Here is a 16232-nt window from a genome sequence, read left to right on the forward strand (position 1 = left end):
CTCGTGGCACAGCGTCGACAGCGTGCAGGGGGCACGGGTCGATGGAACACGAACGGGCTCGTTGTCGAGCCCGCAGAGTCGGGGGACACAGGGGTGCCGTTTGGCGTTCCTGCGCGCCCTCGGGGGGTCGGGACACATGGCTACGCCGTACTACTTGGCGATCGATGTCGGAACGAGCAGGACGGCGGCTGCGACCGCGCGCTCCGCACCGGACGGAGCGTTGCTGGCGGCGCCGCTCCCGCTCGGGCGCAACGCCGACAGCACACCGACGACTGTCTTCATCTCCGACAGCGGACTGCTGTTCGGCGATGCGGCGGAGCGCCGCGGCACGGCGCAGCCCGAGCGTCTCGTGCGGGAGTTCAAGCGACGCATCGGCGACGACGTGCCCATCGTCGCCGGCGACCGGCGCTTCTCACCGCAAGACCTGTACGCCCTCGTCGTCGGGTGGGTGATCGGCACCGCCGTCGAGCGAGAGGGTCAGCATCCCGCGGGCATCGCCGTCTCGGTTCCCGTCACGTGGGGCGAGTACCGCACGCAGCTCGTGCAGGACGCCATCGGGCGACTGGGCTGGAACGACGTGCAGATCATCACCGAGCCCGAAGCCGCCGCACGCCACTACGAAGCGACGCATCCCCTCGGCACCGGACGCGCCCTGGCCGTCTACGACTTCGGCGGCGGCACGTTCGACACCGTCATCCTGCAGAAGGCCGCGGACGGCCGCGTCGACTTCGTCGGCAGCCCGGTCGGCATCCCCGACCTCGGCGGCGCCGACTTCGACGACATCGTGCTGCGCCACACGGTTCGCGCCGCCGGCATCCCGGCATCCGCCCTCGCCGGCGTGCAGAGCGACGCCGGTCTGCGCATGGCGGTCGCATCGCTGCGCCGAGAGTGCGTCGACGCGAAGGAGTCGCTGTCGTTCGACGGAGAGGCCGTCGTCCCGGTGCTGATCGGCGACGGGCACGGCGCCGTGCGTCTGACCCGCGCCGAGTTCGAGGACATGATCGAGCCAGAGATCGAGCGCACCGTCGAGGTGATGGAGATCGCCCTGGAGCAGTCGGGCCTGACCGCCGACGACCTCGACGCGATCCTGCTCACCGGCGGCACCTCGCGCATCCCGCGTGTGGCGCAGCTGCTGTCCGAGCGTTTCGACCGCCCCATCGCCATCGACGCCGACCCGAAGGCGATCATCGCGCTCGGTGCCGCCCGCACGGCGGCGGTCGGCGCCGTCGAGGAGTCCCCCGCCCTGTTCGAGCTCGCCGACGTCGACGAGCACGCACCTGTCGTCGATGACGATGAGGACGACGACGACATCGCCGCGGAGTCCGGCTTCTCCGGGGAGCGGGTGCAGAAGCGCGCCCCCTGGTTTCGTCGAGTCCCCGCCACCGCGTACGTCGCGGCGGGCGTGGCGGTCCTGACGGTGAGCGTCGGCGTCATCAGCGTGCCCGCCCTGGGCGTCGGCATCCTGGCGCGCACGGGCCTCGGCGGCGTCACCTCGCAGCCGCTCGCGGCCGACCTCGACGTGCGGCTGTTCGACCCGCTCGACCTCCCCTCGCAGCCTCCGGCGAGCATCGCCGCCCCCCAGGCGCAGCCCGTCGCCGAGCAGCCCGCCGCGCCGCAGGACGCCGCCGCCCCCGAGCAGCCGCGCACGGAGAACCGCAGCGAGGAGCGCCGCCGCACCCCGCAGCGACTGACTCCGCAGGCCGCGGAGCAGCGCAGCCCCTCGGCGGCGCCGTCTCAGCAGCAGCAGAGCTCCGGTGGCGCCGGCGGTAGCGGAGGCGGCAGCGGGAGCGCGGCCAATCCGGCTCCGGCCACGCAGCCCTCGTCGTCGTCCGAGGCGTCCCAGACCGCCGCACCCGTCGAGAGCCCCTCGACGCAGCCGCCGACCTCGGAGCCATCCCCCACCGACACGGGAACCACGGCTCCGGGGACCGAGACGCCCTCCACGGACCCGTCGACCGATCCGCCCACGACTCAGGAGCCGCAGCCGGAGCCATCGACCGAGAACCCGGCACCGCCCGCCGAAACATCGTCTCCCCCTGCCGAGGAGCCGGCCGCGTCGACCGCGCCCGAGCCCGTGTCGACCTCTTCCGTCGAGCCCACGCCCTGACGCGCGCCCATCGGAACGAGAGCACCACCGATGTCGATCTCGAACACGTCCTCCGATGCTGCCCACGGCGACCTCGAGTCGCTGTTGCTGCCACGCGTCGCCCGCGGTCTCCTCGACGCCTTCGTCGCCGCCCCCGACCCGACTCCGCTCGCGGTCGTGGGCACGGCGGGCTCCGGCAAGTCGCGCGTGCTGCGGCACCTCTTCACGGCGCTGCGCGCCGCCGGCGCCTCCCCCGTCGCGTTGACCCACCTCGCCGACCTGCCGTCGAGGCAGGGCTCCGTCCTCGTCGTCGACGACGCCCACCTGCTCGACGACGCGACGTTGAGCGCGCTGACCGAACGCCTACGCGCGGGCACCGCCACCGTCATCCTCTCCACCCGTCCCGACCCGGAGTCCGCGACGCTGCGCGCCCTGGTCGACGACATCGAGCGGCACCAGCCGCCCGCGCTGCTCGGGCACGTGTCGATGGCCGACATCGCGGCGCATCTCGACGGCGAGGCGACCGACGCCGCGAGGGCCTGCATCGCGCGACTGTTCGAGGCCACCGGCGGCCTGGCGTGGCTGACCGCCGAAGCGCTCATGCTGCACGGTGAAGCCCTCTGCGACGGGCGGTGCGATCACGATGAGATCGCCCAGTCGCTGTACGACCTCGTCTCGCACCGCATCGACTCGCTCGACCCCTCGTTGCGTCTCGCGGTCGAGGCGCTGTGCCTCGACGATAGTTCCGCGCTCGATGTCAGCGCCGGGCCCGCCTGCGCCGCCGGCTACGACGCGGGTCTGCTGCAGCGCGGCGGTCGAACTGTCCCCCTCGTGCACGATGCGGTGCGAGCGCGGCTCACGGCCGACCGCCTGCTCGAGCTGTACTCGGCTCGGCTCGTGCGCGACGCCGCCTCCGTGCAGGCGCTGCTCGGCGGCGCGACCGACGAGCGGGTGGCATCCGCCCTGCTCGCCGACGGCGATCGCGAGCTTCCCCGCGACCCCGCGAAGGCCGCCGAGCTGTACGAGGCGGCCGACCGAGCCGGCGCCGCGCCGCGGAGCCTGGCGTTGCGACGCGCTCGCGCCGCGTGGGCCCTGGGCGACGTGGATGCCGCGGGGTCGTTCGTCGACCGACTGCTCGCCGGCGACGATGCGCCCGGTGACGCGGCCCTCGACATGGCCGCCGCCGTCTGGGCGATGCGCGGGGACATGGACCTCGGTGCGCAGGTGTACGGGGGCGGCATGCCGACGACCCCCGAGAGCCGGGCGAAGTGGCTGATCGCCGCGGCCGGGGCAGGTCACGCCGACCCCGCCGACGCCCCCGCGCACGCCCCCACCCGGACGATCCCGACCGCGCACGGCGTGTCGCTGGAGCTGCTGTCGCGGGGGCTGCGGGCGACGCTCGACTCCGACGACCACGACGGGTTGCAGGACCTCGTGCGCGCGAGCGAGATGTACACCGCGTCGGGCAGCGACGCTCCGCTGCCCGAGCTGCCCGCCGTGATCGCCGCTCTCGTCGCCCTGCACCTGGGCGAAGCGGCTGTCGCGCAACGCGTTCTGGACGCCGCCGTCGCGGGTCATCAGGGCGGAGCGTGGGCCGCGCCCCGGCTGCTGCTGTGGCGGGCGTGGGTCGCCATGCAGCGCGAGCACCACGCCGAGGCGGAGAAGGCCCTGCGCGCGGCGACCAGCGGACGAACCCTCGCCGTCAGGGACCGCCTGATCGCCGACGCGGTCGAGCTCGGGCTCGTGCGCCGCAACGGCCAGCCGTCCGAGCTCGCGCCGGTCTGGCAGCGCGCGCAGGATTCGCTGCTGCGGGTGCAGGTCGACCTGTTCACCCTGATCCCCCTCGGCGAGTTCGCCGTCGCCGCCGCACGCGTCGGCGAGTTCGGCGCCGTGCGCTCGCAGCTCGCCCAGGCCGAGAGGATCCTGACCGCACTCGGGCGGCCGGCGCTGTGGGTGACGAGCCTGGAGTGGTCGGGAATGCACGCGAGCATCCTGCTGGGCAGCCCCGAGGAGCTGACGGTGCACGCCCGCGCCCTGCGAGCCGCCGCCGAGCGCTCCCCTCTCGCCGTGCGCCTCGCGCGCGCCGGGCGGGTGTGGACCGACGTGCTCACCGGCGCCGTCGACGCGGATGCCATCGAAGAAGCCGCCGAGGGCCTCGCCGCGTCCGGATTCGCCTGGGACGGCGCGCGACTGGCCAGTCACGGGGCGAGCAAGTCCACCGACCGCCGCGTGATCGCGCGCCTACTGGCCTGCGCCCGCCAATTGCACCCCCGCGAGCGGGCGGAGACCCCGGCCGTGGTCGGCGCCGACACCGGCCCGGTTCCGCTCCCCGCGCGGGCCGCCGAGAGCACCGGCATCCTGAGCGACCGCGAGCGCGAAGTCGCGGCACTGGTCCTGCAGGGCAAGACCTACGCCGAGATCGGCGAGACGATCTTCATCTCCCCCCGCACCGCCGAGCACCACATCGCCCGCATCCGCCGGCGCTTGGGAGCCACGTCGCGCTCCGACCTGATGGCCCGTCTGCGCATGGCCCTGGACGACGACGCGCACGTCGCCGACCCGCCGTCGCAGCCGCCCGTCGAGGCCGGACGACCCGCCCGGGTCCTGGCATCCGTCAAACCCCTATGACCCGTCCCGCGCTATGGGGGTTCCCCCCGACGCGGACACAGACCCCGTCGACCTAACGTCGATCCCAAGGAACAACCGTGAGGAGACCCCAATGAGCGTCACGCTGGCGACCATGGCAGATGCGCTGATCGAATTCATCCTGAGCCTCCTGCGCGATCCGGAGGCCGCCGCCGAGTTCGAGGAGGATCCGGAGGGCGCGATGGCGGCGCGCGGACTGAACAACGTCTCGTACGCGGACGTCTGCTCGGTCGCCCCGGTCATCGCCGAGAAGCCCCACGTGGTGGTGAACACCCAGCCCGCGCCGGTGCCCGTGGCACCCAAGCCGGAGTGGAATCCGGTGGTGAAGGAGATCAAGACGATCACCACGCAGCTGTCGTACACGCACATCGACGACCGCGACACCATCGTCGACCAGAGCGTGAACCAGAACATCTGGGCCAACGGCGACGTGAACCAGACCTTCGGCAACGAAGCCGTCGTCGCCTCGGGCGACAAGGCGGTCGCGGCCGGCAACGACGTCGACCAGGACACCACGCTCGACAACTCCACGAACATCGACGCGGGCAACGACGTCAACATCGGCAACGACGAGACCAACACCGACATCGACGGGTCGTACAACGACACGACCGAGACCACCACCGAGACCGACAACTCCACCGACGTCGATCTCACGGACTCCGCGAACGACTCCTCGACGGATGTCGCGGTCGACGGTTCGTTCAACGACACCACCGACACGACGGTCGACACCTCCGTCGACGAGGACACCACCGTCGTGTTCGACTCGGGCAACGACGTCGTCATCGAAGACACGTCGGATGACACCCTCTGACACGCCCTCGGAACGGCGGGTGGGCTCTCACGAGCTCACCCGCCGTTCGGGCGCGTCCGCCCCGCAGGCCCAGGTGCGCCGCTCGCCGGCGCCGCCGCCGTACGAACCGCCCGCCAAGGCCGCGAAGCCGGAGCGCCCCGCGCTGCACGACAAGGCGGCGGCACCGGTCATGGTCAAGATGCCGCCCCCCGCGGGCGTGCGCCTCGCGCAGATCTGCTGGGTGCTGAGCCTGGTCGTCGGCGCCATCGCCGTGGGGTACCTGTTCGTCATCCGGCAGTCGATCGACCCCGACATCGAGGCCATCGTGCGCGAGGTCGACGCCTCGCGGCCCGCCGAGACCGTGAGCACCGCCGCCGACATCGTCTTCTGGTGCGTCTTCGGCGCGCTGGTGACGGTGCTGCTGGTGCAGATCACCTCGCTTGTGTCGTTCAACAACCGCCGCAACAACGCACGGTGGTGGATGCTCGGCGTCCTCCTGCTGCTCGCCGTGACGGTGCTGGCCGCGCGGCAGTTCGTCGCCGTCGGCGACCGGGGCGTCCCGCTGGATCGACTCCTGCTGATCCAGCTCGGCCTGTCCGGCCTCGGCCTGCTGTTCTCGGTCATCCCGGCGGCCCTGCGCTGGACCAGACGCAAGCACGACATCCGACGCGGCAGTCCCGGCAGTCCCTCGGCCGAGTTCTGACGAAGCGGCATCCGATCCTCCCGGGGCCGGATGCCGCTTTCGTTTCGCCTAGGCCGCCGGACCGCCCGAGAGCACGGCATCCGACGCGGCGACGCGCCCGTCGCCCGCCTCGCCGGCGTCCGCGGTCAGAAGACCGGATGCCGCCCCCTCGACGCTGCGCACGACGCCACGGCACAGGTCGGCGGTGTGGCGGTCGGTCAGCGGCGACTCCGCGAGCGAGCGCCAGTGGGCCAGCAGGTGATCGATGCGTTCGCGCTGCGCCGACGGCGGGGCGTCGTCGCCGAGTCCCAGCCGGCGCACCGGCGAGAGGCCTGCCCCGCCCACGATGCGCTCCGCTTCGGCGAGCGTGTCGGCGTCGAGGGCGGGCGGTGCCGTGCGCAGCTCGGCGAGCAGCGACAGCTCGCGCAGATCGTGACTCTGCGCGGTGAGCCGCTCGATGGATGCCAGAAGCCCGGCGGTGTTCGGGCGCGGGCGCTCGCGCACCAGACGCTCCACACTGCCCAGGATGCCGCGCGCCTTCAGCGCGAACGCCCGGCCGCGGAACTGGTCGTCGACGAAGCGCTGCACCTCGACCAGCCCGCTCTGCTGCACGAGGCGGTCCGACAGCGCCGACGACGTCGTCGCGCCCCCGCGGATGAGCGCGGCCGCCAACCGCACCCCGAACAGGCCGAAGCGGCGCAGCAGACCGCGACGCACGTCGACGCTCAGCGCGGTGTCGTCGGTCGCGCGGGTGAAGCGATCGACCGTCAGCAGCAGGCGGTCGCGGGCGGCGCGGTCCATGAGTGCGATATGGCGGAGGGCGATGAACTCGCTCTCGCGGAGCGTGCGCCCGCCCTCGGCCAGCAGCCCGGCCACCGGCACCACGTCGAGGGCGAGGGCGCGCAGCTCGCCGTCACGGCGGTAGCGGTCGGCGATCTTCGCCGCCGACAGCAGCGAGTCGATCCGGCCGGAGCCGATCTCGTCGGCACGCGAGAGCGCGGCGAGGGCGTTGACGGTCTGCGACTCCCCCGCCGCCGTGTCACGGAAGGCTTCGAGGAACTTGAGGTCTTCGGCGTGCACGTGCCGGAGCAGGTAAATGATGGCATCCGCCGCCGTCGGCGTGTCCCTCGGGATGAAGAAGTCGGTCGAGCGCACCGAGTTCTCCACGCTGAGCGAGGCGATACCGGGGGTGTCGATGAGCACCGTGGAGCGCAGGCTCTCGCTCGGCCACGCGACGTCGATCCAGGCGACCTCTTCGGCGGTGTAGCCGCCCATGTCGAGCACGAGGCGACCCTCGTGGCGCCGCACGGGGCGCGAGATGCGCCGGCCGTCGTGCAGCCGCAGATCGACGCGCGCCGTCGACCCGTAGCGGTACCAGGTGATGGTGCGCGTGCACTCCCCCGCATCGGTCGGCGCGATCCGCTCGCCGATCAGGGCGTTCAGCAGCGTCGACTTGCCCGCCTTGACGATGCCGGCCACCGCGAGGCGCAGCGGCTCGCGCAGGCGCGCGCGGAACGACTCCAGCACCTCGACGGATGCCGCGTCATCGGCGTACACGCCGAGGGCGTCGTCGACGATGCGGGAGACCTCGCTCAGCCCGGCGCTCATCGGGTGACCGCCGCGCGGGCCGGGCGTTTCGCCTCGAGCTCGCCGGTGGGGATCCGGCCGCGCAGCGCCTCGATGTCGCGCAGCTGCGCCTGCAACTGCGCGATGCGCTTGTCGCGGTCGGCGGTGTACGAGGCCGCTGCCTGCTTGGCCACCAGCACCGAGTCGCTCAACGACCGGTGCAGCTCGTCGGCGATCGACCCGAAGTGGTCGCGGGCGGTGCGCTGGACGATGCGCAGACGATCCTTGAGCTGCTTGCCCACCTGGAAGACGGTGTCTTCGATGTGGCGGCGCAGAAGGTTCTTCGCCTCGTTCTGCCGGCGGAGCAGACGCGCCGACATGTCTTCGCGGAACGCGCGACGGCCCACGAGCACGCCCGCGAGCAGCGACAGCGGGTTGATCAGCGAGAGCCCGACGATGCTCGTGGCGAGGCCCACCATCAGCACACCGCCGTATGACCCGCGCACGCCGATGTAGATCTTCTCGGCCGCGCCCATCTTGCCGTCGTCGAGGTGCTGCAGCTCCTCCACGGGGTCGAGCAGCCCGTCGGTGCCGGCCACGTCGATGAGGGGGATGGACTCCTCGCCCATGCGGAACTCGTCGGCGACCTGCTCGGCCAGCCACTGCGAGCGCTCGTTCGTCCAGACGAACGTCTCCGAGACCGCGGCGTTGACACGCTGGTCGACCCACTCCGCGATCTGGTCCCAGATCGGACCGGGATCGCCCTCGTCGATGGCGGCCTCGCCCTCGCGCTGCACCTTGCGCAGGCGATCGCGCAGGTCGTGTTCGGTGTCGGAGATCAGGTCGGCGATGCCGTCGGAGAGAGTCACCTGCCAGCGCGAGGTCCGGCTGCGGAAGTCGTCGGCCTTCGCCTTGGCATCCTCGAGACGGGCGATCATCCCCGGTGTGTCCTCGGGGTGCTGCAGGGCGTTGAGTTCGGTCTTGACGGCCAACGAGAGCTGGTCGGCCACCGTCATCAGGTCGTGGACGGCCGCCCGGCGGTTGAGGTCTTCCGCCTTGCCGAGCACGTCGCGACGCAGGTGAGCCACGAGCTCCGGGAAACCGGACTCGTCGTTGAGCTCGCGGTCGCCCTGTTCCGCGGCGAGCAGCCGCAGGTCGCTCGAGACGGCGAAGACGGGGACGTCGTCGATGTCGACGCCGAGCTCGCCCAGGTGCTTCTCGTCGACGCGCTGGATCTGACGCCACTCCGGGTACAGGTCGGTCTTCGACAGCACCGCCGCGACGTTGGGCGAGATGCGCATCGCGTGACGCAGGAACTGGATCTCGGGCTCGGTGTACTCCTGCGACGCGTCGGAGACCAGCAGCACGGCGTGAGCCGTCGTCAGGGCCGCCAGGGTGGCGAGGGAACGGGTGGACTCGAGGCCCCCGACCCCGGGAGAGTCGACGATGCGCAAGCCGCCCTTGAGGATCTCACGCGGCAGCAGCACCTCGGCGCCCACCACATCGCCGTCCTGCTCCTCATCCGCCCGCGCGGTGACGTAGTCGGACAGTCGCTCGAAGGGGATGTCGACGCGTCGGATCTCGTGCGACTCCCCGCTTTCGCGCTTGACCAGAACCGTGGCCGACGGCTCCTCCGCGTAGCCGACGGAGGTGGGGACGCTCGTGGCGATGTCGTCGTCGACGGCGCAGGCGGGGGCATTGATCAGGGCGTTGACCAGCTTGCTCTTTCCCTGTTTGAACTGCCCGACGATCACGACCCGTACGTGCGGGTCCTGCAGGCGGGCGCGCGTGCTGGTCAGCTTCTCGGCGAGATCCTCACGCGCCGAGCACGGCCGAGTACTTGCGGGCTCGCTCCACCAGGGCGGTGAGCTCGCCGGGCACCGGCGCCGGAGCCTTCTGCGCGCCGGGGGCGGCGCCGTTCGGCGCGGGGGTCGTGGTGGGCTGGGCCGGTGCGGACACGCGAGGACCTCTCGGTTGGCTCGACGCCGCTTCGGCGCCGAAGGATCTGGGGACGACGATAGCCCCGGGCGGAAGTTCCGCCCAGGGCTACCGATCAGACGTTCAGGTCGATACGGATGACCGCTCAGTCCTCGAGGTCGAGGTTCGGAACCTGCACGTCGACGACCTCGGAATTGCCGGAACCCCAGATGACGTCGGCGTTGATGGTCCAGTCCTGCGACTCGGTGGTGCTGAAGTCCTCGTTGAACGAGTCGGTCAGGTCGACGTTGATCGACTCGTCGTTGTACGAGTTGTCGATCGACCAGTCCTGCGAATTGTCGGTGAGCTCGACCGAGATGTCGGTGGTGTTGCCCACGTTGTCCCACGTCGTGATCTCGGTCGTGTTGCCGATGTTGATGTCGCCCTCGGCGTCGAAGCTGGTCGATGCATCCAGCGAACGCGAGATCGACACGTCACCACCGGCGGCCACGGCACCCTCCCCCGAGGCGGCGACGGCGCTGTTGCCGAAGTCCTGGGTCAGGCCGCCGCCGACGACGTTCTGGTTGACCGACTGGTCGAGGATCGTCGACTGGCTGTGGATGGCCGTGTTGCCACCGGCGCTGCCGCCGCTCCAGCCCGAGAAGCCGGTGTTGTACTCGCGAACACCCGCGTTGATCGAGTTGTCCTCTTCGGAGCTGTCGGTGTTGAACGAGTCGACCGCGATGTTCGTCTCGACCGTGTTGTTCGAGTCGTTCACGGAGTCGTCGGTGTTGCCCGAGTTGTCCCACGAGTTGTCGAGGTTGCCGGAATCGACGTTGCCCGAATCGGTGATCGTCCAGTCCTCCGACGAGGAGTCGGTCACCGAGTTGTCCACGTTGCCGACCGTGTTGAGGTCGACGGCGAGGTTCTGGCTGTTGTTCGTCGTGGACGTGTTGTTCGTGTTACCGACGTTCGTCCAGCTCTCGTTGCCGGAGTCGCTGATGTTTCCGATGTCCCAGACCATGATGTTGTCTCCTTGTTCTTGTCGAGGCGCTCAGGCCAGGGGCAGGTTGAGGTCGGCGGTGTTGAAGCTGTCGACGACCGCGGTGATGTTGACGTCGACGATGGTCTCGCTGTCGAACGTGTCGGTCGTGTTGAACGAACCGTCGGCCGAGTAGTTCTCGGAGAGGTCGTTGAACGAGTCGGTGACGTCGATAGTGGTGGAGCTGTCGGTGTACGAGTAGTCGAGGCTGTACTCGTTCATCGAGTCGGTGATCGTGGTGATCGTCGTCTCGTTGCCGATGTTGATGTCGCCGCCGGCGCTGAAGTCGGTGGACTCGTCGACCGAGTAGTCCCAGTCGACGCTGCCACCGGCCGCGATCGATCCCTCGCCCGAAGCGACGACGGAGGAGTTGGCGAACGACTGGTCGACATCGCCGTCGGCCGCCACGTTCTGGTTGACCGACTGGTCGACGATCGTGGAGCTGCTCCAGATCTCGGTGTGCCCGGCGCCGCCTGCGGCACCCGACTCGGCGGCCGAGGCGCCGCCCCATGCACCGAAGCCCGTGTTGTACTCGCGGACACCCGCGTTGATGGAGTTGTCGGTGACCGAGTCGTCGGTGTTGTACGAGCCGTCGGCCCAGTTGACCGTCGTCGAGTTACCCGAGTCGTTCGTCGAGCTGTCGGTGTTGTTGGAGTCGACCCAGTCGTTCGACTCGTTGTACGAGCCCTCGTTGAACGAACCGTCAAGGTCGACGGTGGTGCTGCTCTCGTCGGTGACCGAGTTGTCAGTGTTGAACGAGTCCGTCGCCGAGGCGTCGATGTCGACCGAGTTGTCTTCGTTGACCTCGCTCGTGTCGTTGAGCGAGTCCGCGATGACCGTGTTGAGCGTGTTGTTGATGTCGCCGGTGGTAGGCATTTCTTCCGTCCCAATCCCGGGCCGCGGCCCGCAGGTGCTGTTCGTACTGTCGAGAGTAGGAACGGCGTCGGAATCCGGCATCGGGGGCACCCCCGGTATCGGGGTGGGGGCAACCCGGGGTTTTCGAGGGAGGGGGGTGGGGGACCCGGGCTGATCCCCGTGTTCTCCGCCTGCCTCGAGGGCCCCACCCTGAGAACGTCGAGGGTCCTGCACGGTGTGAGACCGAGGACCTGAGCCCGTCGAGGGTCCGGCCCCCGTGCGCACGCCGACCCCGGGCAGTGACGCCGACCCGCCGCCTAGGCTGGTTCGGTGGACATCGCCGAGCTCACCGCCCTGCTCACCCCCGAGGGCCTGCGCCTGCTCGACGAGATCGGCCCCCTCGACAACACCGACGATGCGGCACGCGGCGTCTCGCGGCTGCGGGCGGCCGGCCACTCCCCCGATCTCGTCGCCGGGGTCGTCGGTCAAGCCCGCCTGCGCGTGCGCGCCGCGGCGAAGTTCGGTCCGTTCGCCGAGCGGATGCTGTTCACCCGGGCGGGCCTCGAGCAGGCGACGCGCCTGCCGATCGCCGCGCGTCACGCCGGCCGGTTCCGCGCGGCCGGCATCGAGCGCGTCGCCGACCTCGGCTGCGGCATCGGCGGCGACGCGCTGGGACTCGCGGGGCTCGGCATCCGGGTGCACGCCGTCGACGCCGACGAGGTGACCGCCGCGATCGCCGCGTACAACCTGGCTCCGTTCGGCGACGCCGCGACCGTCGCGCAGGCCCGCGCGGAAGAAGTGGACCTGACCGGCGTGGATGCCGTGTGGCTCGACCCCGCGCGACGCACCGCCGGCCATTCCGAGACGCGACAGGTGGCATCCGGCGAGTGGTCGCCCTCGCTCGAGTGGGTGTTCGCGCTTCTCGGCCGCACCCCGGGCGGGGTCAAACTCGGCCCGGGCTTCGACCGCACGTTGATCCCCGACGACGTGGAGGCGCAGTGGATCAGCGCCGACGGTTCGACGATCGAGCTCGTGCTGTGGGCGGGGGCCCTGGCGCGCGACGGGGTGCGCCGGGCGGCGCTCGTGGTGCGCGGCGACGATGCGTGGGAGCTCACCGCCCCCGACGACAGCCCCGACGTCGACTCCCGGGAGCTCGGCGCTTTCGTGCACGAGCCCGACGGTGCGGTGATCCGCGCCCGGCTCATCGGCGAGGTCGCCCGCGCCCTCGACGCGGGCATGCTGTCGACCGGGATCGCCTACCTGACCTCGGATGCCGCGATGACGAGCCCGTTCGTGTCGACCTTCCGGGTGCGGGAGCAGCTGCCGGTCGACACGAAGAAGCTCGCTCAGGCTCTGCGAGCCCGCGGCATCGGAACGCTCGAGATCAAGAAGCGCGGCGTCGATGTCGATCCCGCCGTGCTGCGCAAGAAGCTGTCACTGCGGGGCGACGAGGCGGCGACGCTCATCGTGACCCGCGTCGGCTCCAAGCGGCTTGCGCTGCTCGCCGACCGCGTCTGATCGATCCGCTCAGACGACCGCGAGCTGCGAGAAGCCCCAGATCAGCCAGCCGGCGCTGAAGGCGAGGGAGACGACGGCCAGGGCCAGCGCCCACCCGCCGACACGGCGACTGTCGCGTGGTCTGCGCAACGACAGCGCCGAGAAGACGAGCGCGACCACGCCCAGGGGCAGGAGCCATCCGGTGAAGAGGGATGCCGTCAGCGCGAGGATCGCCAGCGCGAGCGCCCACGGGGCGAGCGACCGCGGCGCGGGCGGTTCGGGCGGCACGTACGGGATGAGGTGATCGCCGAACGCGGCCATCTCGAGCTGAGCCGTCGGCATCCGTTCGGGATCGTCGACGAAGGGCGCGCCCGGGCTCGCGTCGGCCCCGGAGGCGTCCGCGGCCGGCGTTCCCGTCCCGCCCGGGGCGGGCGCGACCGGCGTTCCGGCCCCGGCCTGGGCAGTCGTCACCGGCATTCCCGTTCCGCCCGGAGCGGGCGCAGCCGGCATCCCGGTCGAGCCAGGCCCTGCCCCGCTCGGAACCCGCGCATACGACGCCGCGGCGGCCGCCGCACTCCCCGGGATCGCGGGCGTCGGGGCGGAGGCCGACGACGGGTCCGACCCGGGGCGTGTCGCGCCGTCGACGGACGGCGCAGCGCCCGAGGCCGACCCCGAAGCGTCCTTACGGGTGCGCCGCGTCGGCGGAGGCACCTCCGTCACGGCGCACCCCCGGGTGCCGCGGCATCGGCGACGGTCGCGGGCGTCGGCGGCTCGGCATCCGCGTCTTCGGCCACCTGGATCTCGGTGACGGGGAGCGTCGAATCCGCACCGAAGGCGAGGGTGGAGGGGCGTCGGCCCGACGAGATGAGTTCCGCGGCGAGCGCGGCGATCATCGCGCCGTTGTCGGTGCACAGTCGCAGCGGCGGGATGCGCACCGCCACCCCCGCGGCGGCGGCCCGCTCGAGGGCGACGTCGCGCAGACGCTTGTTGGCGATCACGCCGCCGCCGAGCAGCAGGCGGGGAACGCCGTGGCGCGCGCACGCGTCGAGCGCCTTGGTCACGAGCACGTCGACCACGGCCTCGCGGAACGACGCGGCGACATCGGCCACCGGCACGGGCTGACCCGCGGCCTCGTGCTGCTCGACCCAGCGCGCGACGGCGGTCTTGAGTCCCGAGAACGAGAAGTCGTAGCGGTGGGATGCCATGTCGGAGGCGCGCGAGAGCCCCCGCGGGAAGCGGATCGCGGTGGGGTCGCCGTCGGCCGCGGCGCGGTCGATCTCGGGGCCTCCCGGGTAGGGCAGCTTCAGCAGCCGCGCCACCTTGTCGAAGGCTTCGCCGGCGGCGTCGTCCATGGTCTCGCCGAGGAGTTCGACGTCGCTGGTGAGATCGCGCACGAGCAGCAGAGAAGTGTGGCCGCCGCTGACCAAGAGGGCGACGGTCGGGTACTCGAGCTCGCCGGCGTCGGCGTCGAGGATGTCGGCGGCGATGTGCCCGACGAGATGGTTCACGGCGTACAGCGGCTTGTCGAGCGCGACCGCGAGTCCCTTCGCCGCCCCCACCCCGACCATGAGCGCCCCGGCGAGGCCGGGACCGCTGGTGACGGCGACGGCGTCGAGGTCGGCGAGGGTGACGCCCGCCTCGGCGAGGGCGGTGTCGATCGAGGGCTGCAGCGCTTCGAGGTGGGCGCGGGCGGCGACCTCGGGCACGACGCCGCCGTAGCGGGCGTGCTCGTCCATGCTGGAGGCGATGGTGTTGCTCAGCAACTGCCGGCCGCGGACGATACCGATCCCGGTCTCATCGCAGCTGGTCTCGATGCCGAGCACGAGGGGCGCGTTCATCAGCACCAGCCCTTTCCGATGGTGGGGGTCGGGGAGGCGGCGGCGCCGGCCCCGTCGACGGGGTCAGCGGCCTCGAGCGCTCCGGTCTCCGCATCCTGGATCGCACCAGCCTCCGCGTCGTGGAGCGCCCCGGGCCCAGAGGCCGGGAACGCGGCGGACTCCGAAACGGGGGGCAGGGGGCCTGCAGAGGCCGTCTCCACGCGCCGCGCCGCCCACCCGCGCAGGTCGAGCTGCATCACGAGCGCGTCGACGTCGTCGGGCTGGTAGTAGCGCGGACGGCGTCCGACCTCGACGAACCCCTCCGACAGGTAGAGCTTCTGGGCGACGGGGTTGTCGGCCCGCACCTCGAGGAAGACCTCGTGCACGCCGCGGCGAACGGCCTCGTCGAGCAGGTCGCCGAGCAGGGCGCGTCCGCGGCCCCGCCCGCGCGCCGACTCGGAGATGGTGATCGTCTGCACGTCGGCGTCGCGGGCGCCGCGCACCGCTCGCAGACCGGCGTAGCCGACCACGCGCCCGAGCTCTTCGACCACGACGTACCAGCTGTGCGGCGACGCGAGCTCTTCGCGCATCATCGCGTCGCTCCACGCGTCGGTGGGGAACGACGCACGCTCGAGCGTCATGATCGCGTCGAGGTCGGCGACCGTGGCGGTGCGCGTGCTCATCAGCTCACCCGCTTCGGGGCGTGCGCGGCGACGACGTCGGGGCTGCGCAGGTAGAGCGGCTCGGCGCCGGCGAGCGTGCGACCGGCGTCGACAGCGCGGGCCGCGGCGAGCGCGATCATGGCGGCCGACACCCTCGTCGCGTCGACGCGTACCGCTTCGAGGTCGGCGAGGCGGGCGTCGAGGTCGTCGCGCGGACTGAGCGCGGCGTCGGCCAAGCGGACCGGCAGGCCGTCGTCGTCGAGTCCCTCGTAGACGCTGAATGCGAACTCCCGGCGACGGGCGTCGGTCACGACGGCGAAGCGACCGGTGTCGGCGTGGGTGAGCGCGTCGCCGAGCAGAACGCCGAGTGCGACCCCGTCGTGACTGGGCACCGGGACGATCGGAACCCCGCGGCCCAGCGCGTAGACCCGGGCGGCGGCGATGCCGACTCGGAGGCCCGTGAACGGGCCCGGGCCCATGCCGATGGCGACGTGCGCCGGCGCGGGAGCCGCCGCCGTCGCCCGCCGCAGCAGATCGCCGATCACCTCGGCATGGCCGAGGGGATTCGCGCTCTGCTCGTCGACGAGCACCTCCCCGTCGCGTGCGATCGCCGCGACCGCGGTGCCGAGCGAGGTGTCGATGCCGATGATCACCGTTCCAGCGTAT

14 protein-coding genes are annotated in these 16232 nt (G+C 71.7%); 5 read left to right on the forward strand and 9 right to left on the reverse strand.

The window, feature by feature from the left end:
- Positions 1-136: 136 nt before the first annotated feature.
- From QE410_RS13265 to QE410_RS13280, 4 genes are all read left to right on the forward strand, one after another.
- The gene (locus QE410_RS13265) at positions 137-2107 is read left to right on the forward strand and encodes an Hsp70 family protein (protein ID WP_307332909.1); all 1971 of its coding nucleotides are present in this window, start codon (positions 137-139) and stop codon (positions 2105-2107) included.
- A 30-nt stretch (positions 2108-2137) separates the two neighbouring features.
- Entirely contained in the window at positions 2138-4714 is a 2577-nt protein-coding gene (locus QE410_RS13270) for a helix-turn-helix transcriptional regulator (protein ID WP_307332912.1), read from the forward strand.
- 91 nt (positions 4715-4805) lie between these two features.
- On the forward strand, positions 4806-5549 hold the full coding sequence (locus QE410_RS13275; RefSeq protein ID WP_058230967.1) for an IniB N-terminal domain-containing protein: 744 nt from the start codon (positions 4806-4808) through the stop codon (positions 5547-5549).
- Positions 5536-6231, forward strand: coding sequence for a hypothetical protein (locus QE410_RS13280; RefSeq protein WP_307332918.1), 696 nt, complete (start codon positions 5536-5538; stop codon positions 6229-6231). The genes QE410_RS13275 and QE410_RS13280 overlap by 14 nt, the downstream gene beginning before the upstream one ends.
- 48 nt (positions 6232-6279) lie before the next feature.
- Here the strand turns inward: QE410_RS13280 and QE410_RS13285 are convergent, their stop codons facing one another.
- The 5 genes from QE410_RS13285 to QE410_RS13305 all read right to left on the reverse strand — a co-directional run bounded on the left by QE410_RS13285 (position 6280) and on the right by QE410_RS13305 (position 11611).
- On the reverse strand, positions 6280-7818 hold the full coding sequence (locus QE410_RS13285; RefSeq protein ID WP_307332921.1) for a dynamin family protein: 1539 nt from the start codon (positions 7816-7818) through the stop codon (positions 6280-6282).
- Positions 7815-9530: a dynamin family protein gene (locus tag QE410_RS13290; RefSeq protein WP_307332923.1), complete on the reverse strand. Its 1716-nt coding sequence runs from the start codon at positions 9528-9530 to the stop codon at positions 7815-7817. The genes QE410_RS13285 and QE410_RS13290 overlap by 4 nt, the downstream gene beginning before the upstream one ends.
- A gap of 61 nt (positions 9531-9591) precedes the next feature.
- Positions 9592-9735: a hypothetical protein gene (locus QE410_RS13295; RefSeq protein WP_307332925.1), complete on the reverse strand. Its 144-nt coding sequence runs from the start codon at positions 9733-9735 to the stop codon at positions 9592-9594.
- Positions 9736-9859: 124 nt separating this feature from the next.
- A complete protein-coding gene (locus QE410_RS13300; RefSeq protein WP_307332927.1) occupies positions 9860-10717 on the reverse strand; it encodes a hypothetical protein in 858 nt (285 codons plus the stop codon).
- 30 nt (positions 10718-10747) lie between these two features.
- Positions 10748-11611: a hypothetical protein gene (locus QE410_RS13305; RefSeq protein ID WP_307332928.1), complete on the reverse strand. Its 864-nt coding sequence runs from the start codon at positions 11609-11611 to the stop codon at positions 10748-10750.
- 309 nt (positions 11612-11920) lie between these two features.
- Between QE410_RS13305 and QE410_RS13310 the strand changes: the two genes are divergently transcribed.
- On the forward strand, positions 11921-13108 hold the full coding sequence (locus tag QE410_RS13310) for an SAM-dependent methyltransferase (RefSeq protein WP_307332930.1): 1188 nt from the start codon (positions 11921-11923) through the stop codon (positions 13106-13108).
- A 9-nt stretch (positions 13109-13117) separates the two neighbouring features.
- On the opposite strand, the gene QE410_RS13315 is transcribed toward QE410_RS13310, so the two are convergent.
- From QE410_RS13315 to tsaB, 4 genes are all read right to left on the reverse strand, one after another.
- Entirely contained in the window at positions 13118-13558 is a 441-nt protein-coding gene (locus QE410_RS13315) for a hypothetical protein (protein WP_307332932.1), read from the reverse strand.
- A gap of 245 nt (positions 13559-13803) precedes the next feature.
- Positions 13804-14925, reverse strand: a complete 1122-nt coding sequence (gene tsaD, locus QE410_RS13320; protein WP_307332934.1) for a tRNA (adenosine(37)-N6)-threonylcarbamoyltransferase complex transferase subunit TsaD — start codon at positions 14923-14925, stop codon at positions 13804-13806.
- The gene (gene rimI, locus QE410_RS13325; RefSeq protein ID WP_307332936.1) at positions 14925-15587 is read right to left on the reverse strand and encodes a ribosomal protein S18-alanine N-acetyltransferase; all 663 of its coding nucleotides are present in this window, start codon (positions 15585-15587) and stop codon (positions 14925-14927) included. Before rimI ends, tsaD begins: the two co-directional genes overlap by 1 nt.
- Positions 15587-16219: a tRNA (adenosine(37)-N6)-threonylcarbamoyltransferase complex dimerization subunit type 1 TsaB gene (tsaB, locus tag QE410_RS13330; protein WP_307332938.1), complete on the reverse strand. Its 633-nt coding sequence runs from the start codon at positions 16217-16219 to the stop codon at positions 15587-15589. The genes rimI and tsaB overlap by 1 nt, the downstream gene beginning before the upstream one ends.
- Positions 16220-16232: the final 13 nt, after the last annotated feature.

This window comes from Microbacterium sp. SORGH_AS_1204 (assembly GCF_030818935.1).
Taxonomy (GTDB): domain Bacteria; phylum Actinomycetota; class Actinomycetes; order Actinomycetales; family Microbacteriaceae; genus Microbacterium.

Excerpts from the sequence above, each read along its gene's own strand:
- QE410_RS13265 (WP_307332909.1), top strand. The coding sequence starts at position 137 with ATGGCTACGCCGTACTACTTGGCGATCGATGTCGGAACGAGCAGGACG.
- QE410_RS13270 (WP_307332912.1), top strand. The coding sequence starts at position 2,138 with ATGTCGATCTCGAACACGTCCTCCGATGCTGCCCACGGCGACCTCGAG.
- QE410_RS13275 (WP_058230967.1), top strand. The coding sequence starts at position 4,806 with ATGAGCGTCACGCTGGCGACCATGGCAGATGCGCTGATCGAATTCATC.
- QE410_RS13280 (WP_307332918.1), top strand. The coding sequence starts at position 5,536 with ATGACACCCTCTGACACGCCCTCGGAACGGCGGGTGGGCTCTCACGAG.
- QE410_RS13285 (WP_307332921.1), bottom strand. The coding sequence starts at position 7,818 with ATGAGCGCCGGGCTGAGCGAGGTCTCCCGCATCGTCGACGACGCCCTC.
- QE410_RS13300 (WP_307332927.1), bottom strand. The coding sequence starts at position 10,717 with ATGGTCTGGGACATCGGAAACATCAGCGACTCCGGCAACGAGAGCTGG.
- QE410_RS13305 (WP_307332928.1), bottom strand. The coding sequence starts at position 11,611 with ATGCCTACCACCGGCGACATCAACAACACGCTCAACACGGTCATCGCG.
- tsaD (WP_307332934.1), bottom strand. The coding sequence starts at position 14,925 with ATGAACGCGCCCCTCGTGCTCGGCATCGAGACCAGCTGCGATGAGACC.
- rimI (WP_307332936.1), bottom strand. The coding sequence starts at position 15,587 with ATGAGCACGCGCACCGCCACGGTCGCCGACCTCGACGCGATCATGACG.